This window comes from Herbaspirillum sp. NPDC101397 (genome assembly GCF_044767325.1).
Classification (GTDB): Bacteria; Pseudomonadota; Gammaproteobacteria; order Burkholderiales; family Burkholderiaceae_D; genus Herbaspirillum.
Genome location: NZ_JBIWNS010000001.1, coordinates 546,837 through 570,256 on the forward strand (window position 1 = coordinate 546,837; position 23,420 = coordinate 570,256).

Genomic DNA, 23,420 nt, shown 5'->3' on the forward strand with positions numbered 1-23,420 from the left:
ATTCCTGTTCCTTGATGTCTGCTAAAGATAGTGAAAAGCGTCAGGCTGCGGCAAAGTAGCCCGACAGCTTGGCCAGGTCGACATTGCCGCCGCTGACGATCACGCCGACGCGCTTGCCCCTGAGCTGGTCCTTCATCTTGCGCACGGCGGCGAAGCTGAGGCAGCCGGTCGGCTCGACGATCATCTTCATGCGTTCCGCATAGAAGCGCATGCACGCTACCAGCTCGTCGTCGCTGACGGTCAGGATGTCGGCCACGTCGCGGCGGATGATCTCGAAAGTGTAATGACCGACGTGCTGGGTCTGAGCGCCGTCGGCGATGGTCTTGGGCGTGTCGATGTGGATGATCTTGCCCGCGCGCAGCGATTGCAGCGCATCGTCGCCGGCTTCCGGCTCGACGCCGTAGGTCAGGCAATCCGGCGACAAGGCCTTGGCCGCCAGCAAGGAGCCCGACAGCAGTCCGCCGCCGCCGAGGCAGACGAACAACGCGTCCAGCGGCCCGGTTTCTTCGATCAGTTCCTTGGCGGCGGTGCCCTGCCCGGCAATCACGTCGGGATGGTCGTAGGGCGGAATCATGGTCAGGCCGTGCTTCTCGGCCAGTGCGGCGCAAATCTCTTCGCGGTTTTCGGTATAGCGATTAAAGCGCACCACCTTGCCGCCGTAACCGCGCGTAGCGGCGACCTTGGCTTCGGGCGCGTCTTCCGGCATGACGATGGTGGCCGGCATGCCGAGTTCGCGAGCGGCCAGGGCGATGGCCTGCGCATGGTTGCCGGATGAAAACGTCACGACACCGTCGTTGCGCTGCTCCGGAGTGAAGCGCGCCAAGGCATTCATCGCGCCGCGAAACTTGAACGCGCCCATGCGCTGGAAGTTTTCACACTTGAAGAACACCTGAGCGCCGATCTCGGCGTCGACCGTGCGCGACGTCAGCACCGGCGTCTTGTTGGCATGGCCGGCGATGCGTCCGGCGGCGGCGACCACGTCGTTGTAATCGGGAAGCTCTGGCATGTTGTCTCCGTAAGTGGCTGCATGTGCGGGTAGGCGCGATTTTGTTGCTTTTCAGATAGTAAAACATTTTTGCCGATGCAACCGGGAGGCGCATTTGCAGGCATGCGCGCCCTGTTCAGGAAAATCCCGATACTGGTGCCGGACATGCGCACGTACCATGTCCTCTACACCGTCCCCTTCCGTACGCCGACTGCCTTGCAAAGGACCGCTTCCATGAAAACTCATCAGTGTGACAGCGTCTCTGCAGCCCGGACCAACGGCGGCATGCAACACCGGCGCCCGCCAAAATTGCGGCTCAAACCGGTGGTCGTTTCGATCGGCGGCAATCTCGCAGACGACCGCTTCCAGGCCATCGTGCAATCGTCCGGCGACGCCATCATCGGCAAGACCTTGAACGGCATCGTCACCAGCTGGAACGAAGGCGCCGAGCGCCTTTTCGGCTATACCGAAAAGGAAATGCTGGGCCGGCCGCTGCTACGCCTGTTCCCGATCGAGCGGCTGGACGAGGAGTATTACATCCTTGAACGCCTCCTCAACGGCGAGCATGTGGCGCCGTTCGACACCGTTCGCATCCACAAGGACGGCTCGCAGGTACATGTGTCGGTGTCGATTTCTCCCGTGCGCGGCAAGGATGGCGATGTCATCGGCGCCTCCACCATCGCCCGTGACATCAGCAAACAGGTCAATCTCGAAGTTGCCGCGGAGCAGTTCCGCGCCCTGGTCGACAGTTCCGACGACGCCATCATCTCGAAAAACCTGCAGGGCCGCATCAGCAGCTGGAATCGTGCCGCTGAAGCCATCTTCGGCTATACCGAAAAGGAAATGCTGGGCCAGCCCATGTTGCGCCTGTTTCCCCAGGATCGCATCGAGGAAGAAAGCTTCATCCTCGGCAAAATTCTCGCCGGTGAAAAGGTCGAACACTTTGAAACCGTACGCATTCACAAGAACGGCAATCGCATCCACGTGTCGGCGACCATCTCGCCGATCCGCGACCGCGAGGGCAACATTGTCGGCGCATCCAAGATCGCGCGCGACATCAGCATGCTGCGCCGCCATCAGGAACAGCTCGAACACCTGGCGCATTTCGATGCGCTCACCGACCTGCCCAACCGATTGCTGCTGTCGGACCGCTTGCGCCAGGCGATCGCCCTGAGCAAGCGCAGCGGCAAACCGCTTGCGGTGCTATACCTTGACCTCGACGGCTTCAAGCAGATCAACGACCAGCACGGTCATGACGTCGGCGATGCATTGCTGATGGCGATTTCAAAACGCATTGGCGACACCCTGCGCGACACCGACACGTTGGCACGCATCGGCGGCGACGAGTTCGTCGCGGTGCTGGTCGACATCGACAGCAATACAAAGCTCAAACGCGTGCTGGACCGTATTCTCAGGGCCTGCGCCATCCCGGTCCATATCGCCGACAAGCGGCTGGAAGTCACCGCCAGCATCGGCGTGACAACGTATCCGCACGACGAGGTCAGCGAAGATCAGCTGATGCGCCACGCCGATCTCGCCATGTACCAAGCCAAACAGGCCGGCAAGAATCGCTACCATCTGTTCGACGCCTTCCGCGAGGCCGAAGACAAGAGCCGCCATATCTACGTGCGCCGCCTGACCCAGGCCATAGAGAACAATGAACTGGTGCTGCATTACCAGCCCAAGGTGAACATGAAGACCCGCGCGGTGGTCGGCGTCGAAGCGCTGCTGCGCTGGCAGCATCCGGAGCGCGGCCTGCTGGCGCCGGCGCTGTTTCTGCCGCTGATCGAAGGACATCATCTCAACGACGATATCGGTATCTGGGTGGCCGGCCGCGCGCTGGCGCAGATGGAACAATGGCGTCAGGCCGGCATCCGCATGCCGGTCAGCATCAACCTGGCGCCGAACCAGTTGCAGGACGCCCGCTTCCCGGCGGTGTTGCGCGAGTTGCTGGCGCGGCATCCGCATGTCGCGCCCGGGGACCTTGAACTCGAGATCCTCGAAACCAGCGCCATGAAAGACATCGAAGCGGTCTCGCGCGTAATGCAGTCGTGCCGCCAGCTTGGCGTGCACTTCTCCATCGACGACTTCGGCACCGGCTATTCGTCGCTGACTTACCTCAAGCGCTTGCCGGCCTGCATGCTGAAGATCGACCAGAGCTTCGTGCGCGACATGCTGAGCGACCGCGAAGACCTGGCCATCGTGCGCGGCGTGATCGGCCTGGCCAAGGCGTTCGGGCGCAAGGTCATTGCCGAAGGCGTGGAAACCGAGCAGCACGCCGCCAAGCTACTCAAGATCGGTTGCGAACTGGCGCAAGGCTACGGCATCGCACGACCGATGCCGGCTGATGCGCTGGGCGCCTGGTTGGGTGAATGGGAGCGCGCCGCAAAGACTGTCTGAAATGACAACGTTTCATGTAGGACAAACACTGAATCCCCGGTAAGAAAGTTCGCTGCGCTCGCGGCGATCTCCCCCTTTTCTTCAAAATCTTCGTAACATAGCAGGCGAAGAAATCCCTCTGTTGTCCGAACCTTCCGCACCAGCCGTTCGACCGGAGACTGATTCCTCAGGTCAGAAGATTCACTATTCAAAATCCAAAAAAAATGCTCCACCAAGGTGAATACAGAGGCTGCACATGAAGCTTGACGCAACATTGACGCAGTACAGTTTTCTCCGGGGCACAGGGACCCTGGGACAACTGATACTGGAACACGACTGGTCCGCCACGCCGCTGGGCCCGATCGACAACTGGCCACAGAGCCTGAAGACGTCCATCAGCCTGATGATCAACTCGCGCCAGCCGATGTGGCTGGGCTGGGGTGAAGACGCCACCTTCTTTTACAACGACGCCTACATTGCCATCCTCAGCGAATCCAAGCATCCGTGGGCGCTGGGCCGCCCGGTCACCGAGGTATGGGCGGAAATCTGGGATATCTGCGGACCGCTGGCCGAACGCGTGTTCAAGCATGCCGAAGCGCCGCTGGTGGACGATATCCGGCTGTTCATGCGCCGCGACTACGGCCCCGAAGAAAATTACTTTTCCTTCTCGTACAGCCCGATCCGCGACGAATCGGGCAAAGTCGCCGGCTTGTTTTGCACCAATGCCGAGATGACGTCCAAGCATCTCAATGCGCGTCGCCTGCGCACCTTGTCCGACCTGGCCCAACGCGCCCTGATCGAAAAAACCGCCGCCGGTGCCTGCGCCACGGCCGCTGCCATCCTCGCCCATAATCCGGACGACATTCCGTTCGCGCTGCTGTACCTGACCGATTGCGGTCGCCGCCAGGTGTTGCGCGAGCAAAGCGTGAACGTCTTGCCGCTGAACCTGGTGGCGCCCGACAGCGCTGACATTTGCGACAGCGACGACAGCGCGTTCTGGCCGTTCAATCAGGTACTGAGCAGCGGCGAAAAAATCGTGGTGGATGTCAGCGGCGTCGATACGCTGCCGCTCGGACTGGCCGACCAGCGGCTGCGCCAGGCCGTCATGATACCGCTGCAAACGCCCGGACAGGAGCATCCGCTCGGGGTGCTGATCTGCGGCGTCAACCCGACCCGCCCGCTGGATGAGGACTACGCGACCTTCTTCGACTTGCTTGCGGGCCAGGTCGGCATGGCCATCCAGAACGCCCGTACGGTCGAAGCCGAAAAGCAGCGCGCCGACTTGCTGGCCGAACTGGACCAGGCCAAGACTACTTTTTTCAGCAATGTCAGCCACGAATTCCGCACGCCACTCACGCTGATACTCGGTCCCCTGGACGACATGCTGGCCGACAAGGAACACAGCCTGCCGGCGGCGCAGCAGGAGCGTGCCGTAATGCTCCGGCGCAACGCCTTGCGCCTGCAGCGCCTGGTCAATTCCCTGCTCGATTTTTCGCGCATCCAGGCTGGTCGTACGCAGGCCTCCTATGTACAGATCGACCTGGCGGCGTTCACCGCCGACCTGGCAAGCACCTTCCGCTCGACCATCGAAGGCGCGGGACTGACGTTTGAGGTGGACTGCCCGCCGTTGGCTGAAACGACTTACGTCGACCCCGGCATGTGGGAAAAGATCGTTCTCAACCTGCTCTCCAACGCCTACAAGTTCACCTTCGCCGGCAAGATCGGCATCCGCCTCAGGGGCCATGGCGACCACATCAGCCTGACCGTCATCGACACCGGCGTCGGCATCGCCAGCGAGCAACTGCCGCTGGTGTTCAAGCGTTTCCATCGCATCGAAGGTTCCCAGTCGCGCACCCATGAAGGCTCGGGCATCGGGCTGGCGCTGGTGCGCGATCTCGTCACGCTGCAGGGAGGCCTGATCGAGGTCGACAGCAACTTGCAGCAAGGTTCGTCGTTCACGCTGACGATCCCGGCCGGACGCGAACACCTGCCGGCCGATCGCGTGGTCGACTCGATCGATCCGGTCAATTCCAGCAGAAGTGCACTGGCCGACGCCTACGCCGCCGAAGCGAACCGCTGGGGCGGCGTGAAGACGAGCAATGCCGCCGAACCAGATGAAGCCATCGCCGCCGAGCCCACGCGCGCCAACCAGGTATTGTCGGCAGGCGCCCGCATCCTGGTGGCCGACGACAACGCCGACATGCGCGACTACCTGTGCAATCTGCTGCAATCGCACTGGCGCATTGAAGCGGTCGGCAACGGCGTCGAGGCGCTGGAGTCCGTACGCGCCAATCCGCCCGACCTGATCCTGTCCGATGTCATGATGCCGCAGCTCGACGGTTTCGGCCTGCTCACTGCGCTGCGCAGCGATGATGCGAGCAAGGACATCCCGTTTTTCCTGCTGTCCGCACGCTCCGGCGAAGAGGCGCGGCTTGAGGGACTGGCCGCCGGCGCCGACGATTACCTGGTCAAGCCGTTTTCCAGCCGGGAACTGATCGCCCGCATCGAATCCATGCTGCTGCGTTCGCAGATCCGCGCCATGGAAAAGCGCCATGCCGACCGCATGGCGACGATTTTCGCGCAGGCGCCGGTGGCCATCGCCATCACGCGCGGCCCCAATCATGTCTTCGAACTGGCCAACGCGCCTTACCAGGAGCTGGTCGGCAATCGCCCCATCATCGGCCGCACCGTCCGTGAATCGCTGCCGGAACTGGAAGGCCAGGTGGTGCTCGACCTGCTCGACAACGTCTACCGCACCGCCGAGCCCTACATCGGCCGTTCGCAGGGGGTAATGCTGCGGCGCAGCCCGGGCGCGGCGGAAGAACGTTTCTTTGATTTCGTCTACCAGCCGATGCTCAAGACCGACGGCAGCATCGAAGGCATTGCGGTAGTCGCCTTCGAAGTCACCGAACTGACGCGCGCACGCCAGACCGCCGAAGTCGCCAACCGCACCAAGGACGAATTCCTCGCCATGCTCGGCCATGAGCTGCGCAATCCCCTCACGCCGATCCTGACGGCGGTGCATCTGATGCGCCTGCGCGGTGGCGGCGGCATGGAAAAGGAATGCAGCGTGATCGAACGCCAGGCGCGCCACCTGGTGCGGCTGGTAGACGACTTGCTGGACGTGTCCCGCGTGGCGCAAGGCAAGATCAACCTGCAGAAAAAGAAACTCGAGATCGCCGACATCATTTCGAAGGCCATCGAAACCGCCAGCCCGCTGCTCGAAGAGCGCCAGCATCGCCTTACCCTGAACGTGTCGGCGCAAGGCCTGCAGGTGCATGCCGATCCGGAGCGCCTGACCCAGGTCCTCGCCAACTTGCTGACCAATGCCTGCAAGTACACTGAAAACCGCGGCCACATTCGCGTCGACGCCATGCTCGACAACAACCAGATCGTGGTGGAAGTGCGCGACAACGGTATCGGTATCCGTGCCGACATGCTGCCGCACGTATTCGAAATGTTCGCCCAGGAAACCCAGGCCATCGACCGCGCCGGCGGCGGCCTCGGCCTCGGCCTGGCGATCGTGCGCAGCCTGACGGAACTGCATGGCGGCTCGGTGCACGTGTTCAGCGCCGGCCCTGGTGCAGGCAGCGTCTTCACGATCAAACTGCCGGCCGTGCTCAGCGATGCGACGCCGATCCTGCTGCCGTTGACCAGCGAGAACATGCAGGCGCTGCAACCGGTCGACGAAGGCTGCGCCATCCTGATCGTCGACGACAACCTTGACGCCGCCCAGATCCTCGGCGAGTTGCTGACGATGCAGGGACACGAGATCCGCATCGCCTACGACGGGCCGTCCGCGCTCGACATCGTCAAGCATTTCACCCCGCGCATCGCCTTGCTGGATATCGGTTTGCCGATCATGGACGGTTACGAAGTCGCCGGCCATTTGCGCGCCATGCCGCATCTGCAGGGCATCAGCCTGATCGCGCTGACGGGTTACGGCCAGGCCAGCGACAAACTGCGTTCGTTGCAGGCCGGCTTCGATCATCACCTGGTCAAGCCGGTGGACATCGATGTGGTGGAAGAATTGATCCGCAGCACACTGGCCGAATCGGCCGCGACGCCGGCTGCCGACCTGCCCGGCAGCGTGGCGGTCGGCACCCCTGCCGGAGCGGATCCGGCCTGAGTCAGGCGCGGCGCTGCTTGCAAGTCTCGGCGGCCTGCATGGCAATGAATTCCTGCGCATCGCAGATCGCCGCCATCTCTGTGGCGCGCACTTCCAAGCAGCTATAGCTGGGTTGATAGCCGCCGTCCACCAGCACGATGCCGCGGTAGCGCGACGGGCCGAGACGCGCAATGCCGGCTTGCAAGGAAGGGCTGCTGAGCTCCGGCAAATACTCGCCGCCGGGCAGATCGATGGGTACGGTCATGATGACTCCTTTTGGGTTTTGAACAGCGACAGGATTTTTTTGGTGAGACGTTGCTTCGTGCCGGCGTAGTCGTGCCAGGGATCGCGCTTGAGCGAAGCCAACCGCTTCGGCACGGTGGCCACGGTAAAATTCTCCGCGCGTGACTTGCCGCCCAGTTCGTCCCAGGTCAACGGCACCGATACCGGCGCGCCGGGCCGGGCACGCGGGGAGTACGCGGCAACCGTGGTCGCCCCCGCCGCGTTGCGCAGGTAGTCGATGAAGATCTTGCCATGGCGCGCCGCCTTCGCCATCTTTGCGGTGAAATAGTCCGGCAGCACTTGCGCCATATGCTCGGCGACGCTGCGCGACCATTCCTTGACGATGTCCCAGTCATGTTCCGGCACGATCGGCACCACCACGTGCAAGCCTTTGCCGCCGGAGGTTTTGACGAAACTGCGCAGGCCGATCTCCTCAAGCAGGCCGTGCACCAGCCTGGCGCCGTCGACCACCTTGCTCCAAGGGACGTCGGGCGCCGGATCGAGATCGAAAGTCACGCGATCGGGCTGCATCAGTTTGCCCTCGCGCGCGCCCCAGGTATGCAGCTCCAGCACTCCCATCTGCACGGTGGCGACCAGCCCGGCGAGGTCGTTGACCATCATGTAGTCGGCGCTGCCCTCGCCTTCCGGCACCTCGATCTTTTCCACCGCGGCAGGAACACCCTGGCCGATATGGCGCTGGAAGAAGCACTTGCCGACGCTGCCGTCGGGGCAGCGCACCATGGTCATCGGGCGGCGCTGCACATGCGGCAGCAACCAATCGGCGACGCTTGCGTAATAGTGCGCGAGGTCGCGCTTGGTCAGGTCGGGATCGGAAAACAGCACCTTGTCGGGATGCGTCAGGCGCGTGCCTTCGAAGGTGTCGGTGGCGGAGCCGGAAGCCGGTTTCCGCGCTGCCTTGGTTTTCGAGGCGGTTTGAGACGATTCTTTTTCGTCCGCTTTTGTTTTCGTTTTTGACGTCGGGGGCGCCTTTTCACGCACGATCTCTTCCGCCTTCTTGTCTTCGCGCAAAGCGACGAACGCACCGTGGCGCAAGATGCCCGACTTGGTCCATTGTGCAAACTTCACTTCCGCCACCATCCTGGGCGCCAGCCAGTGCACGCCATGCGCCAGGCGACCTCTTGGCGGATCGACGAAGGCAGGTTGATCTCGCTCCAAGGTCTTGAAGCGCTTGAGCAACTGTGTCAGCTTGCGGTCGTCGAAACCGGTGCCGACGCGGCCTGCGTAATGCAACTCCCCGGTGGCGGCGTCATGCACGCCCACCAGCAACGCGCCGAAGCCGACCCGGCTGCCGCCCGGATCGGTGTAGCCGGCGATCACGAATTCCTGACGCATGGCGCATTTGAGCTTGAGCCAGCTGCGGTCGCGCCGTCCTGCATAAGCGGCGTCGACGCGTTTGACTACGGTGCCTTCCATGCCGTGCTGGCAGGCGTGGCGATAGACGTCAGCGGCATCGCCGACGATGTGTTCACTGAAACGGATCAGGCCGCTGTCATCCACGCCCGGCACCACTTCGCGCAGCAGGCGCTTGCGTTCCAGCAGTGGCATGTCGCGCAGGTCTTCGCCGTTCAGCCACAGCAGGTCAAACACGTACATCGCCAGCGTGACGCCGTCATAGCCGGCCTGATCCTGCAGCGCTTCGAAACTGATGCTGCCGTCATCGAGCAGGGCCACCACTTCGCCGTCGATCCAGGCTTCATCGACCTCGAGCGCCGCCAGCGCCTGCGTAAGTTGCGGCCAGCGCTTGCTCCAGTCCAGATGTTCGCGCGTGAAGATGCGCGCCTTGCCGCCTTCGATCCGGCACAGACCGCGATAGCCATCGAACTTCATTTCGCTGAGCCATTCGTCGCCTGCGGGGGCGTGCTCGGCCAAGGTCGCCAGTTGTACGCCGACCTTGTCGGGTATGGCGGCGCGACGGCCTTTGCGTTTTTTCGGCGTAGATCCGGCAGGCTTCTCAATGCTCTTTTCAGCTGTGTCCGCCGATGCATTCGCCACGCTTTCCGGCCGCAAGCTGGTGATATCGGCTTGCTTCCCTTCGCGTGCGGCGTCGTCCTTTTCCTTGATCAGCAGCCAGTTCTCCTTGGCCTTGCCATCCTTGTCCGCCGGTTTGCCCATGCGCACCAAGTTCCAGCGCCCGTTCAGCTTGGCCCCGCGCAATTCGAATTCCAGGTGCCCCTTCTTGAGACCGGCCACCGGATCGCCCAGCGGCAGCCATTCGCCGCGATCCCACAGCACCACCTCGCCGGCGCCGTACTGGTGCGCCGGGATGCGGCCTTCAAAACTGCCGTAGTCGTAGGGATGGTCTTCCACGTGCACCGCGAGACGCTTGTCGTGCGGATCCAGGCTCGGCCCTTTGGGCACCGCCCAGCTCTTGAGCACGCCGCCGACCTCGAGGCGAAAGTCGTAGTGCAAGGCGCGCGCGTGATGGCGCTGGATGAAGTAGCTGAGCGTCTTGCCGGCCCGGCGCACAACCGGGGCAGGCGGCGGCTCGGGCGTGATCTTGAAATCACGCTTGGCGCGGTAACGTGCCAGGCTCATGCGCGGGCGCGCGCCGACGGCGCGGTGCGGGTGCGGGCCTTGGCGGCAGGCTTGGCTGTTGCTTTGGCGCGTTTTGCGGCCGGGGCAGCCGGCTTTTTCTTGCCGTCGCCCTTGCCGTCGATGCTCTGCTTGAGCAAGGCCATCAGGTCGATGACCTTGGCGCTGCTGCGCGGCTTGCTGTCTTCATCGTCTTCCGGCTCGGCAATCTCGTGGGTCTGGCGGCTCTTGATCTTCTTTTGCACCATCGCCAGGATGTCGTCGCGGTAGGTGTCGCGCAGCGATTCCGGGTCCCAGTCGCCCGACATGCTTTCCACCAGCGATTGCGCCATCTCCACTTCCCTGGCGCTCAAACCGGCTTTCTTCGGATTGGCATCAGGCACCGGCAAGTCGTCCGGCGCACGCAGCTCCGCCGGATAGCGCAGAGTGATCAGATTGATGATGTCGTCGAACGGCGTCAGCGCGGCGATGTGCTGGCGCGTGCGGATGACGATGCGCGCCAGCGCCACCTTGCCGCTCTTGCGCAGCGTCTCGCGCAGCAAGGCATAGGCTTTGGCGCCGCTTTTCAGGGGCGCCAGGTAATACGGCTGTTCGTAGTAGGTGATCGGAATCTGGATCGCATCGACGAAGGATTCGATGTCGATGGTCTGAGTGGCTTCGACGTTGGCGCGACGCAAGTCTTCGTCGGACAGCAACACGTACTTGCCGTCTTCATATTCGTAGCCTTTGACGATATTGTCCCAGACCACTTCCTTGCCGGTTTTCTTGCTGATGCGCTTGTAGCCGACCGGCGACAGGTCGCGCTTGTCGAGCATGGTGAAATCGAGCTCGTCATGCTTCTCGGCCGTGAACAGCTCGACCGGTATGTTGATCAGCCCGAAGCTGATCGCGCCCTTCCACAGTGCTCGTCGCATGATAGCCTTCCCCTGTAATGGGAAAAAGTATCGCGCAAAGTCGCTGCCGATTCAGTCAGCAATCGGCTGAATGCCTTGTCAGACGGGCGCTGACGCGAAAGGCGCCGACGTTACTCTTCCGGCGTCCCGATCATCGACAGCAGTTGGTCAACCTGAGCCGGCTTGACTACGTGATGGTCGAATCCGGCTTCCATCGAGCGCTCGCGATCACGCGCCGACCCATAGCCGGTCAAGGCAATCAGCGTGGTGGTATGGAAACGCGGATCGCGCCGCAAGATGCGCGCGATCGTATAGCCGTCCGTGCCCGGCAAGCCGATATCGAGCAGGATCACATCCGGCACGAATTCGTTGGCGATGCGCAGCGTTGACTCGGCATCGCCGGCCGTCTGCACCTCGTGTCCATAGGAGGACAGCAGCATGGCCATCATTTCCGCAGCGTCGATATTGTCGTCAACGATCAGCACCTTGCGCACCGAGGCGTCGGCGCTGGCGCCGTCAAGTGCGTTCTCGGCCGGGCTGTCCTCGCGCACCGGATGTTCCGCCGGCAACACCAGGGTGAAGGTGCTGCCCTGCCCTGTTCCACGGCTTTCCACGCGCACCGCGCCCTTGTGCAGTTCGGCGATCTGCCTGACCAGCGGCAGGCCGATACCGAGCCCGTCCTGTGCACGATCGGGCGCCGTGTCGCCTTGCGCAAACATCTGGAAGATGCTGGTGGTGCGCTCGGCCGGGATACCGATGCCATTGTCGGTGATGGTAATGCTGACCATGCTGCCAGGACCCGCGGCGGTAGAGACCTTGATCGAGCCGCCGTAAGGCGTGTACTTGGCGGCGTTGTTGAGCAGGTTGCCTACGGCTTGCGCAAGCCGGATGGCATCGCCGTGCAGGATGGCGTTGCCATGATTCTTGCTCACTTCCAGTACGTGGCCGCGTTCTTCAATGAAGGGCGCCGATGTCTCCAGCGCTGCATCGAGAATGTTATCAACGCTGATTTGCGCCATCCTGAGCGCGATCTTGCCGTGGGAAATGCGGGCCACGTCCAGCAAATCGTTGATCAGGTGCGCCATGTGGTCGACCTGTCGCGACACCACGCCATAGGCTGCCGACAACGGCTTGATCTCCGGCGGCGCGACCTGGCGCATGATGGCGATGGCGTTGCGGATGGGGCCCAGCGGATTGCGCAGCTCATGCGCCAGCGTGGCGATGAATTCGTCCTTGTGCAAGTCGGCTTCGCGCAGCGCCCGTTCGGCTTCCTTGGTGGCGGTGATGTCGCTGGTGATGCGCGCCATGCGATAGAACTCGCCGGCGGCGTCGCGCACCGGGAAACCGCGGTCGTGCACCCAGCGCAACTGGCCGGACGGCAGCGTGATGCGGTACTGTTCGTCGAAACGCTGCTCGCTGAACATGGCGTCGAAACTGTTGCGGATGCGAATGACGTCGTCCGGATGCACCGCCGACAGCCACGAACCGGCATCGTCCGCAAGCGTATCGAGCGTGCGCCCCCACAGCAGTTCATAGGCCGGACTGACGTACTGCAAGGCGTGGTCGCCCAGCGAAAATATCCAGAACACGTCGGTGATATTTTCGGCCAGCTCGCGGAAGCGTTCCTGCGACTCCACGAGCGCCGCCTGGGTGTGGCGCAACCGCAGCAAGGCGTTGACGTTGGCGACCAGTTCGTCGGCGCCGATGGGCGCGGCCAGGTAGTTGTCGGCGCCGCCTTCCAGGCCGCGCACCTTGTCGGCGCGACCGGTCAGCGCGGCCGAGGTCTGCAGCACCAGCACCGTGGCCGAAGCCGGCGCGGCCTTGATGCGACGGCAGACTTCGAGGCCGTTAATGTCGGGCAACTTCACATCCAGCAACACCAGGTCGGGCGTCCGGCTTTGCACCAGCGCCAGCGCGTCGGCGCCGTTGGCGGCTTCGATGACGTTGAAGCCGGCGACTTGCAGGATGCGCGTCTTGGCGTAACGCGCACCGTCGTCGTCGTCGACGTTGAGGATCAGTGCCGGAAACGGTAAGTTCGTGGGCGAGGTCATGGTGAGCCTTTTACGGATGATGCTGTGATGAGAGGCTCGGCGCGACGGGCGCCGTCGTTCGGTGCGGGACGATATACCAGCGGCAGTACGGCGGAAAATACCGAGCCCTTGCCCGGTTCGCTGGCCAGTTCGACGTGCCCGCCCAACGATGCGGCCAGCTTGCGGCACAGCGGCAGGCCGAGGCCGGTGCCCTTGACGCGGCGTTGCAGCGGGCTTTCGATCTGGCTGAATTCTTCGAAGACGAATTGCAGGTTCTCGGGTGAAATACCGATGCCGGTGTCGGCCACGCTGAAACGGATGGTTTGCAGTCCGGCGTCCGCACTTGCGGAGACGCGCACCGAACCTTCCTCGGTGAATTTGAGCGCGTTCGAAATGAAATTACGCAGGATCTGCGACAGTTTTCCTTCATCGGTGACCATTTCCAGCGATCCCGGCTCTTCGAAGAACAGTTCCACAGTGGCGTTTTCCGACAGGGGCCGGAGCATGCCGCGCAAGGTGCTGAACAAGTTGCCGATGGTGAAGCTGCTGCTGTTGATCTCGGTCTTGCCGGATTCGATCTTGGCCAGATCGAGCAGGTCGTTGACCAGATCCGACAGATTGGTGGCCGCCTGGTTGATGAACTGGATCTGCTTTTCCTGTTCACCGGTCAGTTCGCCGTCGATACGATCGAGCAATATCTGCGACAGCGCACGGATGGAACTGAGCGGCGTGCGCAGCTCATGGCTGGTGTTGGACAGGAAGCGGGATTTCATGGCGTCGGCTTCGCGCAAGCGCTCGGCCTTCTCTTCAATCTCTGCGTACAGGGCCAGCACGCCGCGGTTGGTGTCTTCCAGTTCTTGCGTCAGCGACAGCAGATCGTCCTGCTTGACGCGCAACTCGGCCAGCGTGTCGAGCAACTCGCGATTCTGCAACTGCACTTCCTGATAGGTGTTGGTGACCGGCCGGCGCGCTTCCAGACGGACGATTTCCACGATTTTTTCCGGCGTCAGCACCACGCTTGACGGCATGTACTTGTGCAAGGCGATTTCCAGCATGCGACCGCTCTCTTCGCGGATATCGCACCCGTCCATCAGGCGCTGCGCGCTGACCAGTGCGGCGTCCAGCGCTTCGTCCTGGCGCCACGGCATGTTTCTGGCGGCCGCGCTATCGGCAGTGGCCGCGCGAATCCCGCCGCCGCTGCTCTTGATGCGAATGTAGAGTGCCGGCAGCGAACCGGCCCTGCCGATTTCAAATTCGACCTGCCCGCCTGACGCATATCCAAAAATCGTACGCGCCAGTTCGGACACGGCGGTCGCCACGCGTACCTGGTCTTGTCCGCTGAATTCCAGCATGGCCGATACTTCGCGCGCGCGCTGGCGGACGGTGACGATGTCCTGCTCGCTGCCGATGCCGAGGCTGAAAAGTGGATGGATCATGACTTGCCTATGCATTTTTTTTGACGACGAGCACGGTGGCGTCGTCGCGACCGCGCAAAAAATCGCGGTAAATCACGCCTGCAATCACCGCCGGATGGCGCGCAAACAAACCGGGATAGCCGGCGATGTCCCATTGCGTGGTGATGCCGTCCGAACACATGATGAAGACCGCTTCCTGCGGCCATGGTGCTGCGAATTCCTGCACCTTGCGCATGTTGTGCCCGACGATGCCGTTGTGCGAGACCATTTGCTTGCGCGACTCCGGTCCCATCACGGCGGCCGCAATGTTGCCGATGCCGCCGAATACGAGTTCCTCGCTGCCCAAGGCGTGGCGCGCTACAGCGATCGCGGCGCCGCGTGTGGGTCGCAAGGCCTTGTGGATGTGTTCCATGGCGACCGCCGGGGCCAGTCCGGGGCGGGACTTGAGCTCCTGGACTGCCGTGCCCGATGCACGCGCCGCTTCAGGCCCGTGCCCCAAGCCATCGGCCACCATCATGGAAACACCGGTGTCGTCGATTTCCACAGCCCAGGCGTCGCCGCACTCGTCCTCGCCTGCGATCGGGATGCAAATGGCGGCATGTTCGACCGGCCGCAGCGGTGCAGTCTGGGCCTCCACATGGTCAATCACCGCATAGAAGGCGCTGCCCTTGCCCGGCGCCGAATAGACGTCGAACGTGCGCGACAGTCGTCGGATGGCGCCCAGTCCCGTACCCTGCGTGCCGCTGGTGGAGACGCCGTCGGCCAGGCTTTCACCGAGGTTGGCGATGCCCTTGCCGCGGTCCAGCGCCAGCACTTCGATCGACTGCCGGGCCCCATCGGACACCGGCGTGACCAGCATCAGTCCGTCGCCGGCATGCTTGAGAATATTGGTTGCCGCCTCGGTGACGATGATCGCCAGACGGCCGGCCTGCACTTCGCCGAAGCCAAGCGACGAACTCAGCAGCGCCGCATAGCGGCGCGCCGAGGAGATATCGCTGGAATGGGCAATCGTGAAGGCTTGCTGCCCATTGCTCAGCATCGCTTCCACTTGATCAGAATCACAGCTGTGCCTTTCCCCGGTTGTGTACATATTTCAAAATCATCGACCAGCCGGCGTGCACCGCCCAGTCCAAGTCCCAGGCCGCCGCCGCTGGTGTAGCCGTCGGTCATGGCGCGCTCCATGTCGACGATGCCGGGGCCGTCGTCGACGAAGGTCAGGCATATGCCCACTTTTGCGCCAGTGACCAGGTTTTGCAGGCGCACTTCACCGCCGCCGCCGTACTTCAGCGTGTTGCGCGCAATTTCGCTGGCGGCGGTGATCAGCTTGGTCTGATCGACCAGGCCGAACTGCAGTTCGATGGCGCGCTCGCGCACCACTTTCCTGAGCATGACGACGTGCTCGTCCGAATGCAGCGGCAAACTCTGCGATTGCTGGACCGCCGCTCCGCCGACGGGGAGCAGGCTGGGGGCAAATTCAAATGCCGGCACCGCATAGCCGCTCATCTGCGCATGCTCTTTTCCAGCAACGCCACGCCCTTCTCAACGTTGAGTGCCGTTTTGACGCCGGTCAGCGTCAGGCCGAGTTCGACCAGCGTAATGGCGACCGCCGGCTGCATGCCGACCACCACCGTGCTGGCGTCAAGCACGCGCGCCATTGCCGCAGTGTTGCTGATCATGCGGCCGATGAAGGAATCCACCAGATCCAGCGCGGAAATGTCGATCAGGACGCCCTTGGCCTCGTCCTTGACGATGCGGTCGGTCAAGTCGTCCTGCAAGGTCATGGCAAGCCGGTCGTGCATGTCCACCTGGATGGTGACCAGCAGCAGGTTGCCCATGCGAAGAATGGGAATGCGCTCCATGCCTGGCTTACCCCTTGTTGTCCACTGTGATTTTGGCGCCGGTGCGTTCCAGCGCAATGAGGAAGGCGTCGGCCAGCGTCGCCTTGGTGATCACATCCTCCAGGTTGACGCCGAGGTGGACGATGGTCTGCGCGATCTGCGGACGAATGCCGCTGATGATGCAGTCCGCACCCATCAGGCGCGCCGCCGCAATGGTCTTGAGCAGATGCTGGGCGACCAGCGTGTCCACGGTGGGCACGCCGGTAATGTCGATGATGGCGATGGCGGCGCCGGTCTCGATGATCTTTTGCAGCAGGTTTTCCATCACCACCTGCGTGCGCGCGCTGTCGAGCGTCCCGATCAGCGGCAGCGCCAGGATGTTTTGCCACAGCTTGACCACGGGCGTGGACAACTCCAGCAGTTCCTGTTGCTGGCGCGCGATGATGCGGTCGCGGCTCTCCTGGAACACCTGGACGGTGTACAGGCCGAGCTGTTCAAGCAAGCCAGTGATGGACCAAGTGGTGCTGGCCAGCACCTCCGGCTGTTTTTCCAGTTCGCTGCGCAGGAACGGGAATAGCGCCTGCTTGAGCGAAAACACGAAGATCGCCGTCTCGCTGGGCGTGGCGCCCTGGCGGGCGCGATTCTGCGACACCTCGGCCAGCAACTGGCGCACTTCATCCCATTCGCGCCCTTCGATGTTGTCCAGCTGGCCGCGCTGGGCGGCGCTGCCGAGCAGACTCAGCAACTGTGCGCATTGCTTGCGCGTGGTGTCGCCGGCGCCGGAATCGAAGGTCATTGCCTTCGACTTCAGTTGCTCGAACCAGCTCTGAAGGATCGGTTCGTGGAATTTTTGTATCAACGTTGCCAATTGTGCGGCGTCATTGTTGGTCGGCATGCTGTTCCTTGGGGTCTTGTATGAAATTGAAAAGAGTCAATGGGATTGCCGGGTGCTTTAGCTGCACGCGTGCCTATGGCGTCCGCAAAGGGGCGTGAATGTGTTCGTCCGGAGGATCTGAATTTGGCAGAAAGGTCCCGGTCGCGCCGGCGTGGAGCCGCGCGGAAACCATGCTTCGATAGTGATGTGCATCCCCTTCCCCTGTACGGATTGCCCGCATTTTTGTACCCTGTGGCACTATTTTTCGACGGAGTTTTCCTTGCGCAAGTAATTGCAAAGCGCAAGCAGCGAGTATCCTCATCGCCGCAGGATTTGAGGAGGTGGCCGAACACCGATTTTCTTGTAGGACAAACGGAAGTCTTCCTATGCGCCGCGCATTGCCACGGCGGACAAGGTATCGCCGAAGCCGCCCCGCGCGTGGCTGGCGATGCGGCTGCTGGTGGTCACGCGCGGGGCGGCGCTCCAGGCGATGCGGGCGCCGCAGGCCAGCAGCGCCTGCACCAGCGCCACGTCCTCGCCGCAGGTGAGCGCCGCAAAGCCGCCGGCGAGCCGGTATGCCGCCGCCGACACGCCCAGGTTGGCGCCGTGGATATGGCGATGCTCATCCTGGTCGAAATAGGTCGACTGGAAGTGCTTGCGCAGGAATTGGGCGCGCTCGCCATGCGCCGACCAGTCGTCCACCGCGACGGTGCCGCAGACAGCATCGGCTGCGTCCTGTACCGACAGGGCGAGCTGGGTCGCCAGCCAGGCCGGTGCAACCACGCTGTCGGCGTCGGTAAATGCCAGCCAGCGCGCGCCCGCCTCCAGCAATGCAGCGGCGCCCGCTGCCCGTGCCAGGCCGACATTGCGTGAGTCGATGCTGAGGAAATCGATGTCCAGCCCCTGCGCGATGCCGCTGGAGCCGTCGCTGCAGGCATCCAGCACCGCCAGGACGCGCACCTCTTCGGCAGGCAAACCCGGATGCGCAATCGCCAACTGCACCGACGCCAGGCAGGCGCGCAGATAATCTTCTTCGTTGTGAACGGGAATCACGACGCCGATCATGTCAATTCCTCCAGGGTCGCCACCGAGCGCGGCTCCCGGCTCCAGGCGTCGAGCAGGAAATCGGCGTCCTCGTAATGCCCACAGCGGTGCAATCCGTCCAGTGCGTCGAAAAGCGCATGCACGGCCGCCGTACTGTGCACGCGCTGCGCGAAGTCGTGTTTCCAGTGGCAGGCCACCAGCACGCCGTCGGCCGCCAGCGAAGCATTGGCCAACGCAGGCAAGGTGTTCAGGGCGTCGGGGGCGAGGTAATAGCCGAATTCGCTCAGGATGATCAGGTCGAACGCCGGCCCCAGCTGCTCCGGCCACTCCTCGGGCACCGCCATGCGGACAAAGCGGGCGTCACAGGTCGCACCGCGGCTGCCGGCACCGGCTTGCTGCCAGCGTTCTTGCGCGATTTCCACCGCCGTGGCCGAAAAATCGCTGCACAGGAGCCGGTCGCAACGCCGCCCCAGCTCGAGCGAGAGTTCGCCGCTCCCGCAGGCCGGCTCGAACGCGTGGCGGAAGCGCAAGCGCGGCAGCATGGCCGTGACCAGGCCGCGCTTGCGCTGCTCGTACCAGTTGCCGGCGATGCGCCAGGGATCGTCGCTCCTTTCATAGAGCGCGTCGAAATAATCTTGTGAAGAGGCGCGCATGGCGTGCTGTCCGTTCAGACGAAGTAAATTTCGAAGTCCCGATGGAAATGCGCCAGCACCTCGGGCGGCAGGATCGCGGCGTTGCCGGTCGAATGATCCGGCTCAAGCTGGCTGCGATAGCATTCCAGCGCCGCCTTCTTGCGGGCCCGCATGTCCGGGCCAAGCATCAGTTTGCGTGCGCGCTGCCAGGGAATTTCGTGATGCTCGGGAGTGCGCCAATGCCACATCCAGATCGGGATTTCGATCAGCCGGCAACCGATGGCGCGCGCGGCGTCCCGGCTGGCCAGGCCAACTGCTTCATGGTCCGGATGACCGTCGCGATGCCAGCTGGCGAAGACGGTGTCGCCGCGCTGCAGATAGGCGCCGAGCAAGTCCTGCAATTTGCGCTGATGTTCGCCCACCCTGCTGTCGGGCAGCTGCGCGCGCATGATGGTGATATTGGAAATGCCCAGCGCGGTCAGGGCTTCGCTGGTTTCGGCCGGGCGTACATGCGACAGCAAGTCGCTGCTGAACGCCGACTCGTTGCTGTGGCTGTGCTCGCCGTCGGACACCGCGATCAGCAGGATCTCATGCCCGCTGCCCGCCAGTTGCATCAACAGGCCGGCGCAGCCGAGCACCTCGTCGTCAGGATGGGGCGCAACGATAACGGCGCGCGAATCGGGCGATACCAGGGTTTCGGGATGGACTTGCGGCACCTTGGCCAGTTGCGGGTCGTCGCGCCAACGCGCTTCATCGGTGGCGGGAAGATCGGTCTCGCCGCGTGTTTCTTCTGTCAGAGTCGCCATTCTTCTTCTCCCGCGTTCTCGTGTTCGGCCTGTTGCAGCGTCGATTGCGCCAGCGCCGCCAGGTCGCGTTCTGCGTGGCTCTGGCGCAGGAACACCGGCAAGTCCGCCATCATGCGGGCGACCCAAGGGTCGCGGCACAGCGGCGCAGCGCCCAGCGCGCGTCCCACCGCCTGCATGACCTCGACGGCGGCCTGCTCGGTCGCCAACCGCACACGCATCGCCAGCCGATAACCGTCCGCTGCCGGCGCCGCATCGATGGCTTCTGCTGCGGCGCGCAGCCCTGCCGCCGATGCGCTCAACGCCACGTCGGCGCGTCCGAGATGGGCCAACGCATGGGCATCGTCGCGGCCGGCCAGCTGGTGCCGCAGGTAACTTGCCAGTTGCGCGGCCGCACCGTGCCAGCATGCCGCGACGCCGGCCCCGCCCTGCCAGAAACCGGGCCGGTCGGTATAGAAATCAGCGCCGCCGACGGCCGTGCCGCGGGCGTTGTCAAAATGCACGTTGACACTCATGGTCTCGGCCATGCCGACGGCGTTCCAGCCTTCGTCGGTCACCGTCACGCCCGGCTGATCCAGGTCGACCGCCGCCAGGCAAGGATGGCCGTCGGGATTCCAGCCGCTGACGATGGCATGGCTGAGCGCATTGGCGCCGGAGCACCACGCTTTGACGCCGTCGACGATGACGCGTCCCGGATCTTCGGCAGAGGCCGCGTGGATGTCGAGCCGCGCCTTGGGCGGTTCGGCGCACCACACGCCCCAGACACTGAGCGGCGGCGCGATGTCGGCGTCGGCCTCGGCAAGGATGGCGAGCGCATCGGTGTGGGCTTCGTACAATTTGACCAGACTCAGGTCATAAGCCGCCACGGCCGCCAGCGTGCGCCAACGCTGCAGCGTCTGTCCCGAGCCCGGCAGGCTAAGGCGATCCAGCCCGGCGTCGACCATCTCGCACAGTAGTTGCCCGGCATCAGGCCGCTCCGGCAACGCCGCGAGAAAGCGGCGGATGCCGTCGACGCTATCTTTAGCGGACGTATTCATCAGACCACCGGCGGATCGGTTTCACGATCCAGTTCGCGCGGCCCGCCGAGGGCCTGGATAAATTGCGCCATCCCTTCATCGAGCTGATCGAGGGCCACGTCGATCAGCGAAAAGTCGGGGTCGCCGGTTGGCAGCACCGCCGGCAATCCGGCTCGGTCGAGCAGATCGGCACCGCCGTCGATCACGAGAATCGGCTTGCAATGGCGATACTGGTCCTTGACGAATTCGATTGCCAGGCCGTTTTCACACAGGCTGATAGTAGAGGCTTCACCCGGCGCAACGATCAGTGCGTCGTACAGCGCCGAGGGCGCCGCTTCGATGGTGACGTCCGCTTGCCAGCCGCTTGCGGCTTTGCCGTCCGCACCCTTGATTGCGCCGAGCTTTGATCCCAGCACCCGGGGTACTGCGCCTTGTTGCAACAACACATCGCAGATTTTGGAAAGAGCCTCGACGTCAACGCCGTCCGACGCAAGAATGGCGATGCGGCGCGTACGGATGCTGCCGTCGCCCGGATAGGCAGTCAGCGACAGGGCCGGTGACGGCGCATAAACAGGTTTGACCACCGGCCCCACATCGGGTGCAGGGTCCGGTACGCTGAAGCCGAGGCCTTCGGCCACGCTCTCGGCCAGCAGATCGTCGACATTGGCCAGCAGCGACACCACGCGCTGTCGGATCGCCGGCGTCTGCACACGGGTCAGCTCAAAGCGAAAAGCCTTGATGATGTGGCGTTGCTCGGCGGCGGACTGGCTGCTCCAGAACAACTTGGCCTGGGCGTAATGTTCGGCGAATTTCTCGGGCTTCGCACGCACCTTGTCGCCCTCCACCGGCTGCGGAAAGCTGGTGAAACCGGCGGCACCGGCCTGGAAGGGACAGCCGCCGCCCAGCGAATTGGGCTCGTACGAGACGCGGCCGCGGTGCACCGCCTGGCGATGCATGCCGTCGCGCTGGTTGTTGTGCACCGGCGCCAGCGGCGCATTGATCGGCAGCTCGTGGAAGTTGACACCCCCGAGCCGGCTGATCTGGGTATCCAGATAGGAATGGATGCGTCCTTGCAGCAAGGGATCGTTGCTGAAGTCGATGCCCGGCACGATATGCGCGGTGCAGAACGCAATCTGTTCAGTCTCTGCGAAGAAATTGTCGGGATTGCGGTTGAGCACCATCTTGCCCACCGGCGTCAGCGGCACCAGTTCTTCCGGCACCAGCTTGGTCGGGTCGAGCACGTCGAAATCGAAACCCTCGGCCTGCTCTTCCGAAAACACCTGAAGGCTCAGTTCCCACTCCGGCGCATGGCCGGATTCGATCGCTTCCCACAGATCGCGGCGATGGAAATCAGGATCGGCGCCGCCGATCTTGACCGCTTCATCCCAGGCCAGAGCATGCGTACCGGCCACCGGGGTCCAATGGAATTTGCAGAACACCGACTCACCGGCGGCGTTGACCAGGCGGAAGGTGTGCACGCCGAACCCCTGCATCATGCGATAGCTGCGTGGAATCGCACGGTCCGACATCTGCCACAGCAGCATGTGGGTCGACTCCGGCATCAGCGAGACGAAGTCCCAGAAGGTATCGTGCGCGCTGGAGGCCTGCGGCATGCCGAAATGCGGTTCCGGTTTGAGCGCATGGACCAGGTCCGGGAATTTCATCGCATCCTGGATGAAGAATACCGGGATGTTGTTGCCCACCAGATCCCAGTTGCCTTCGTCGGTGTAGAACTTGACGGCGAAGCCGCGCACATCGCGCACGGTGTCGGCCGAACCGGCGCCACCGGCCACCGTCGAGAAGCGCGTAAACACCGGGGTGCGCTTGCCATCGCCGGAGAACGGCGCGGCACGGGTCAATGCGCTGAGGTCCTTGTAGCATTCGAAATAACCATGCGCGCCCGAACCGCGCGCATGCACCACGCGCTCGGGAATGCGCTCATGGTCGAAATGGGTGATCTTTTCGCGCAGGATGAAATCTTCCAGTGCGGTCGGTCCGCGTACGCCTGCTTTCAGGGAGTTCTGGTTGTCGGCGATGGCGACGCCCTGGTTGGTGGTCAGGGCCTGTGCGCCGGAGTCGACACGCACGCGATCCAGGTTGCCGCCGACCGCATTGTGACTGGGGACCGCAGCGCCACCCGTCTTGTCCGAAATGACGGCTTCGCTGATGGTCCCGGCAGTGGCCTGCGGCGAGCCGGGTGCAGCGATGGTGCCGGCGTCGGGAATATGCGGTGTGTCGTCGCCGGGACGAAGGAATTCGTCCGGCTTGGAGGCGTTATGCGTGATGGCGGCAGCCAGATCGGCGCCGCCGACGACCTTTTTCAGCAAGTCCGCCGGTATGACTTTTTTGCCGCTGTTGGAACTGACCACCGCCGCGCCCGACATGGTGCCGAGCACGGACCCTGCGGCTTCATTAACGCCGTTACCTGATTTTTTTACTGCCATGATGAAAACCTCTTTATGTATGCACTCGAAAAACAGCGCATGCACACCGTGAAGACGCGCTACTACGCTAGCCAAGGACGAGCCTAGCGACAAAGCGATGCGGGCGACATAAGCGGACGCCCTG

General features: G+C 63.3%; 17 protein-coding genes. 2 read left to right on the top strand and 15 right to left on the bottom strand.

The annotated features are described in order from the left end of the window. Nucleotides 1-40: 40 nt before the first annotated feature. Nucleotides 41-1,006: a threo-3-hydroxy-L-aspartate ammonia-lyase gene (locus ACIROW_RS02380; RefSeq protein WP_402271484.1), complete on the bottom strand. Its 966-nt coding sequence runs from the start codon at nucleotides 1,004-1,006 to the stop codon at nucleotides 41-43. 213 nt (nucleotides 1,007-1,219) lie between these two features. On the opposite strand from ACIROW_RS02380, the gene ACIROW_RS02385 reads away from it, so the two are divergent. After that, nucleotides 1,220-3,385 carry a putative bifunctional diguanylate cyclase/phosphodiesterase gene (locus ACIROW_RS02385; protein WP_402271486.1) on the top strand — a complete coding sequence of 722 codons (2,166 nt, stop codon included), beginning with the start codon at nucleotides 1,220-1,222 and terminating at the stop codon, nucleotides 3,383-3,385. A gap of 235 nt (nucleotides 3,386-3,620) precedes the next feature. Further along, nucleotides 3,621-7,493 carry an ATP-binding protein gene (locus ACIROW_RS02390; RefSeq protein ID WP_402271489.1) on the top strand — a complete coding sequence of 1,291 codons (3,873 nt, stop codon included), beginning with the start codon at nucleotides 3,621-3,623 and terminating at the stop codon, nucleotides 7,491-7,493. 1 nt (nucleotide 7,494) lies between these two features. On the opposite strand, the gene ACIROW_RS02395 is transcribed toward ACIROW_RS02390, so the two are convergent. The 14 genes from ACIROW_RS02395 to ACIROW_RS02460 all read right to left on the bottom strand — a co-directional run bounded on the left by ACIROW_RS02395 (nucleotide 7,495) and on the right by ACIROW_RS02460 (nucleotide 23,296). Continuing rightward, nucleotides 7,495-7,737, bottom strand: coding sequence for a hypothetical protein (locus ACIROW_RS02395; protein ID WP_402271492.1), 243 nt, complete (start codon nucleotides 7,735-7,737; stop codon nucleotides 7,495-7,497). Then, the gene (ligD, locus tag ACIROW_RS02400) at nucleotides 7,734-10,310 is read right to left on the bottom strand and encodes a DNA ligase D (RefSeq protein WP_402271494.1); all 2,577 of its coding nucleotides are present in this window, start codon (nucleotides 10,308-10,310) and stop codon (nucleotides 7,734-7,736) included. The genes ACIROW_RS02395 and ligD overlap by 4 nt, the downstream gene beginning before the upstream one ends. After that, complete coding sequence (locus tag ACIROW_RS02405) at nucleotides 10,307-11,221, bottom strand: Ku protein (RefSeq protein WP_402271496.1); 915 nt, start codon at nucleotides 11,219-11,221, stop codon at nucleotides 10,307-10,309. Before ACIROW_RS02405 ends, ligD begins: the two co-directional genes overlap by 4 nt. 110 nt (nucleotides 11,222-11,331) lie before the next feature. Then, complete coding sequence (locus tag ACIROW_RS02410) at nucleotides 11,332-13,251, bottom strand: response regulator (protein WP_402271499.1); 1,920 nt, start codon at nucleotides 13,249-13,251, stop codon at nucleotides 11,332-11,334. Continuing rightward, the gene (locus ACIROW_RS02415) at nucleotides 13,248-14,666 is read right to left on the bottom strand and encodes a sensor histidine kinase (RefSeq protein ID WP_402271502.1); all 1,419 of its coding nucleotides are present in this window, start codon (nucleotides 14,664-14,666) and stop codon (nucleotides 13,248-13,250) included. Before ACIROW_RS02415 ends, ACIROW_RS02410 begins: the two co-directional genes overlap by 4 nt. Before the next feature lie 7 nt (nucleotides 14,667-14,673). Further along, nucleotides 14,674-15,684 (bottom strand): SpoIIE family protein phosphatase, encoded by a 1,011-nt coding sequence (locus ACIROW_RS02420; protein WP_402271504.1) that lies wholly within the window; start codon nucleotides 15,682-15,684, stop codon nucleotides 14,674-14,676. Next, nucleotides 15,678-16,148, bottom strand: coding sequence for an anti-sigma regulatory factor (locus tag ACIROW_RS02425; protein WP_402271506.1), 471 nt, complete (start codon nucleotides 16,146-16,148; stop codon nucleotides 15,678-15,680). Before ACIROW_RS02425 ends, ACIROW_RS02420 begins: the two co-directional genes overlap by 7 nt. After that, complete coding sequence (locus tag ACIROW_RS02430) at nucleotides 16,145-16,504, bottom strand: STAS domain-containing protein (RefSeq protein ID WP_402271509.1); 360 nt, start codon at nucleotides 16,502-16,504, stop codon at nucleotides 16,145-16,147. Before ACIROW_RS02430 ends, ACIROW_RS02425 begins: the two co-directional genes overlap by 4 nt. A gap of 7 nt (nucleotides 16,505-16,511) precedes the next feature. Further along, nucleotides 16,512-17,378, bottom strand: a complete 867-nt coding sequence (locus ACIROW_RS02435) for an STAS domain-containing protein (RefSeq protein ID WP_402271512.1) — start codon at nucleotides 17,376-17,378, stop codon at nucleotides 16,512-16,514. 363 nt (nucleotides 17,379-17,741) lie between these two features. Continuing rightward, entirely contained in the window at nucleotides 17,742-18,422 is a 681-nt protein-coding gene (locus tag ACIROW_RS02440; RefSeq protein ID WP_402271515.1) for a glycosyltransferase, read from the bottom strand. Further along, nucleotides 18,419-19,054: a methyltransferase domain-containing protein gene (locus ACIROW_RS02445; protein WP_402271517.1), complete on the bottom strand. Its 636-nt coding sequence runs from the start codon at nucleotides 19,052-19,054 to the stop codon at nucleotides 18,419-18,421. Before ACIROW_RS02445 ends, ACIROW_RS02440 begins: the two co-directional genes overlap by 4 nt. A 14-nt stretch (nucleotides 19,055-19,068) precedes the next feature. Next, nucleotides 19,069-19,839, bottom strand: a complete 771-nt coding sequence (locus tag ACIROW_RS02450) for a PIG-L deacetylase family protein (RefSeq protein WP_402271520.1) — start codon at nucleotides 19,837-19,839, stop codon at nucleotides 19,069-19,071. After that, nucleotides 19,827-20,873, bottom strand: coding sequence for an acyl-CoA dehydrogenase (locus ACIROW_RS02455; protein ID WP_402271524.1), 1,047 nt, complete (start codon nucleotides 20,871-20,873; stop codon nucleotides 19,827-19,829). The genes ACIROW_RS02450 and ACIROW_RS02455 overlap by 13 nt, the downstream gene beginning before the upstream one ends. Then, nucleotides 20,873-23,296 carry a catalase gene (locus ACIROW_RS02460; protein ID WP_402271526.1) on the bottom strand — a complete coding sequence of 808 codons (2,424 nt, stop codon included), beginning with the start codon at nucleotides 23,294-23,296 and terminating at the stop codon, nucleotides 20,873-20,875. Before ACIROW_RS02460 ends, ACIROW_RS02455 begins: the two co-directional genes overlap by 1 nt. Nucleotides 23,297-23,420: the final 124 nt, after the last annotated feature.

Coding starts and splice junctions, on each gene's coding strand:
- ACIROW_RS02415 (WP_402271502.1), bottom strand. CDS start 14,666: ATGATCCATCCACTTTTCAGCCTCGGCATCGGCAGCGAGCAGGACATC.
- ACIROW_RS02390 (WP_402271489.1), top strand. CDS start 3,621: ATGAAGCTTGACGCAACATTGACGCAGTACAGTTTTCTCCGGGGCACA.
- ACIROW_RS02420 (WP_402271504.1), bottom strand. CDS start 15,684: ATGCTGAGCAATGGGCAGCAAGCCTTCACGATTGCCCATTCCAGCGAT.
- ACIROW_RS02405 (WP_402271496.1), bottom strand. CDS start 11,221: ATGCGACGAGCACTGTGGAAGGGCGCGATCAGCTTCGGGCTGATCAAC.
- ACIROW_RS02380 (WP_402271484.1), bottom strand. CDS start 1,006: ATGCCAGAGCTTCCCGATTACAACGACGTGGTCGCCGCCGCCGGACGC.
- ACIROW_RS02450 (WP_402271520.1), bottom strand. CDS start 19,839: ATGGCGACTCTGACAGAAGAAACACGCGGCGAGACCGATCTTCCCGCC.
- ACIROW_RS02455 (WP_402271524.1), bottom strand. CDS start 20,873: ATGAATACGTCCGCTAAAGATAGCGTCGACGGCATCCGCCGCTTTCTC.
- ACIROW_RS02460 (WP_402271526.1), bottom strand. CDS start 23,296: ATGGCAGTAAAAAAATCAGGTAACGGCGTTAATGAAGCCGCAGGGTCC.
- ACIROW_RS02425 (WP_402271506.1), bottom strand. CDS start 16,148: ATGAGCGGCTATGCGGTGCCGGCATTTGAATTTGCCCCCAGCCTGCTC.
- ACIROW_RS02385 (WP_402271486.1), top strand. CDS start 1,220: ATGAAAACTCATCAGTGTGACAGCGTCTCTGCAGCCCGGACCAACGGC.
- ACIROW_RS02410 (WP_402271499.1), bottom strand. CDS start 13,251: ATGACCTCGCCCACGAACTTACCGTTTCCGGCACTGATCCTCAACGTC.
- ACIROW_RS02445 (WP_402271517.1), bottom strand. CDS start 19,054: ATGCGCGCCTCTTCACAAGATTATTTCGACGCGCTCTATGAAAGGAGC.
- ACIROW_RS02435 (WP_402271512.1), bottom strand. CDS start 17,378: ATGCCGACCAACAATGACGCCGCACAATTGGCAACGTTGATACAAAAA.
- ACIROW_RS02440 (WP_402271515.1), bottom strand. CDS start 18,422: ATGATCGGCGTCGTGATTCCCGTTCACAACGAAGAAGATTATCTGCGC.
- ACIROW_RS02395 (WP_402271492.1), bottom strand. CDS start 7,737: ATGACCGTACCCATCGATCTGCCCGGCGGCGAGTATTTGCCGGAGCTC.
- ligD (WP_402271494.1), bottom strand. CDS start 10,310: ATGAGCCTGGCACGTTACCGCGCCAAGCGTGATTTCAAGATCACGCCC.
- ACIROW_RS02430 (WP_402271509.1), bottom strand. CDS start 16,504: ATGGAGCGCATTCCCATTCTTCGCATGGGCAACCTGCTGCTGGTCACC.